Genomic DNA, 255 nt, shown 5'->3' with positions numbered 1-255 from the left:
GTCCGTCTCCTGGGCGAGGACCATCGCGATCCACACCCGCTGCCGCTGCCCGCCGGACAGCTCGTCGACCGGGCGCTCGGCGAGCTCCACCGTGCCGGTGGCCTCCAGAGCGGCGGCGACGGCGCGGTCGTCCTCGCGGCTCCACCGGGACAGCACGCGCTGGTGCGGGGGCCGGCCGCGGCCGACCAGGGCGGGGACGGTGGGCCCCTCCGGGGCGAGCGGCGTCTGCGGCCGGGGGCCGGGGGTGCGCGCCGG

The 255-nt window shown here is 81.2% G+C and carries 1 protein-coding gene; it reads right to left on the bottom strand.

Annotated features, from left to right (window positions below):
- Nucleotides 1-255, bottom strand: a 255-nt coding sequence (locus KVT14_RS20655; protein WP_217617320.1) for an ABC transporter ATP-binding protein, incomplete at both ends; no start/stop codon positions are given.

It is taken from the genome of Cellulomonas sp. GbtcB1, from assembly GCF_019091725.1.
GTDB lineage: Bacteria > Actinomycetota > Actinomycetes > Actinomycetales > Cellulomonadaceae > Cellulomonas.
The sequence above is the reverse complement of the archived record's forward strand: the minus strand, read 5'-3'. Positions and strand labels throughout refer to the sequence as shown.